Annotated in this window: 3 protein-coding genes; 2 read left to right on the top strand and 1 reads right to left on the bottom strand. The window is 63.7% G+C overall.

The genetic code is table 11. From position 1 onward, the window contains the following. Positions 1–204: 204 nt before the first annotated feature. Positions 205–354, bottom strand: a complete 150-nt coding sequence (locus tag PF446_RS11130) for a hypothetical protein (protein ID WP_298071559.1) — start codon at positions 352–354, stop codon at positions 205–207. 123 nt (positions 355–477) lie between these two features. On the opposite strand from PF446_RS11130, the gene PF446_RS11125 reads away from it, so the two are divergent. Together PF446_RS11125 and PF446_RS11120 are read left to right on the top strand one after the other, a co-directional pair. Further along, positions 478–1,461 carry a malate dehydrogenase gene (locus PF446_RS11125; RefSeq protein ID WP_298071557.1) on the top strand — a complete coding sequence of 328 codons (984 nt, stop codon included), beginning with the start codon at positions 478–480 and terminating at the stop codon, positions 1,459–1,461. A 213-nt stretch (positions 1,462–1,674) separates the two neighbouring features. Further along, positions 1,675–2,268, top strand: a 594-nt coding sequence (locus PF446_RS11120; protein ID WP_298071555.1) for an AMP-binding protein, incomplete at its 3' end; no start/stop codon positions are given.

The raw sequence follows: 2,268 nt of genomic DNA, 5'->3' as shown, positions 1-2,268 counted from the left end.
CGGCGAACCGCGCGGTCTGCGTATTTCCTATACCTGTCCCGCGGATCAGCTGGAACCAGGCATGCAGCGGATCCAGGACTTCTTCGCTGAATTGACGTGAGGCAGGCGGTTGCAGCCATACGTGCTCCGGCGGCTGGATCGTCACCCAGCTGGCGGATTGCCAGTCGCTTTCCGGGCGGGCTGCAGCCGCGCCAAAGCATGTCGTCAGGCAGGCCTTGGTGTTGCCGTCGAAGCGCAGGTGAACGTGCTCAACTTTTCAGAAAGGACTTCACGCGCTGGTACTTGTCCTGTGTCGTGCATGACGTCGAGAACCATGTCGATGTTCGCCAGGCCCACCCGCAGCTCGATGGACACGGTATCCCCATCACCCTGGTCGGCACACGCCACGTGGACGGGTATGGACCCCGCCAGCTCCACCCGCGGATCGATACGCACGACGCCAGGACCGATTCAACCTAGAAAACCGGAGACTGATTCATGAAAGCACCTGTACGAGTTGCCGTAACCGGCGCAGCTGGCCAGATTGGCTACGCGCTGCTGTTCCGCATTGCTGCCGGCGACATGCTGGGCAAGGATCAACCGGTCATTCTCAATCTGCTCGAGATCACCCCGGCGCTGGACGCGCTCAAGGGCGTGGTGATGGAGCTCAAGGACTGCGCCTTCCCGCTGCTGCACGACGTCAACGCCACGGATGATGCCAACGTCGCGTTCAAGGAGGCCGATTACGCACTGCTGGTCGGCGCCCGCCCGCGCGGCGCCGGCATGGAGCGCAAGGACCTGCTGGAGGCCAACGGCAAGATCTTCGGGCCGCAGGGCAAGGCACTGAATGACCACGCCAAGCGCGACGTCAAGGTGCTGGTGGTCGGCAATCCGGCCAACACCAATGCCCTGATCGCACAGCAGAATGCGCCGGACCTGGATCCGAAGTGCTTCACCGCCATGGTGCGCCTGGACCACAACCGCGCCATGAGCCAGCTGGCCGAGAAGACCAGCGCGCACTCGACCGACATCAATCGCATGATCATCTGGGGCAACCACAGCTCCACCCAGTACCCGGATATCCATCACGCCACGGTCAAGGGCAAGCCGGCGACCGACCTGATCGATCAGGACTGGTATGAGAGCGATTTCATTCCCACCGTGCAGCAGCGCGGCGCCGCCATCATCAAGGCCCGCGGTGCCTCATCGGCAGCCTCGGCGGCTTCGGCGGCGATCGACCACATGCGCTCGTGGGCGCTGGGCAGCGATGAAGGCGACTGGGTCTCCATGGGTGTGCCCTCGGATGGATCCTACGGCATCGAGCCCGGCGTGATCTTTGGTTATCCGGTGATCTGCAAGAACGGCAAGTACTCGATCGTCCACGGCCTGGACATCAATGCCTTTTCGCGTTCGCGCATGGACGCGACCGAGAAGGAACTGCGCGAGGAACGCGCTGCGGTCGAGTCCCTGTTCCCCCACTGACTGCAGGGCCCATTGGTTCGGAAAAGGGCGGCCTGGAGCCGCCCTTTTTCTTTTCTTGCCTGCCGGCCCCGCCAGGCGTTGGCGATGCGCGCGGCATGACGGCTGCGTCGGGGCTGCTGTCCGCGTCTGTGCATCCGGTTCGACTTTCGTCGCGATACGCCCCCCCTGCAGCTTGCACTAGGCTAAGGAGTAGGCTGAGCAGGAGGTGCGATCATGGGCTATGAAGAAACCTATCGCCGTTCGATCGAGGATCCGGAGGGCTTCTGGGCCGAGCAGGCCAGGGCCATCGACTGGCATCGAGAGCCGGACACGATCCTTCAATACACCGATCCGCCGTTCCGCAAATGGTTTGCCGGCGGCCTGACCAACCTCTGCCACAACGCGGTTGACCGTCATGTAGCCGCCCGGGGTGAGCAACTGGCGCTGGTGGCGGTTTCCACCGAAACCGGCCATACCGAGGAGGTCAGCTATCGCAGGCTGTTCGAGGAGGTCAACGCCTTTGCCGCCATACTGGTCGAACTGGGCATGGGCAAGGGCGATCGGGTGGTCATCTACATGCCCAACATGGCCGAAGCTGTCTACGCGATCCTGGCCTGCGCGCGGATCGGCGCGGTGCATTCGGTGGTCTTCGGCGGTTTTGCCGCGCACAACCTGGCCCTGCGCATCGACGACGCCAAGCCCAAGCTGTTGATCTGTGCCGACGCCGGCATGCGCGGTGGCAAGGTGATTCCGTACAAGCCCCTGGTCGACGCCGCCTGCGAGGAAGCGGCGCACCCGCCATCGAAGGTGTTGCTGGTCAGCCGCGGC

It is taken from the genome of Oleiagrimonas sp. (assembly GCF_027858935.1).
In the GTDB taxonomy this organism is placed as follows: domain Bacteria; phylum Pseudomonadota; class Gammaproteobacteria; order Xanthomonadales; family Rhodanobacteraceae; genus Oleiagrimonas.
Note: the sequence above shows the minus strand (reverse complement) of the source record. Positions and strands in the feature narration are given on the sequence as shown.

Bases quoted from the DNA above. Each gene is read 5' to 3' on its own strand.
- PF446_RS11125 (WP_298071557.1), top strand. From the start codon at position 478: ATGAAAGCACCTGTACGAGTTGCCGTAACCGGCGCAGCTGGCCAGATT.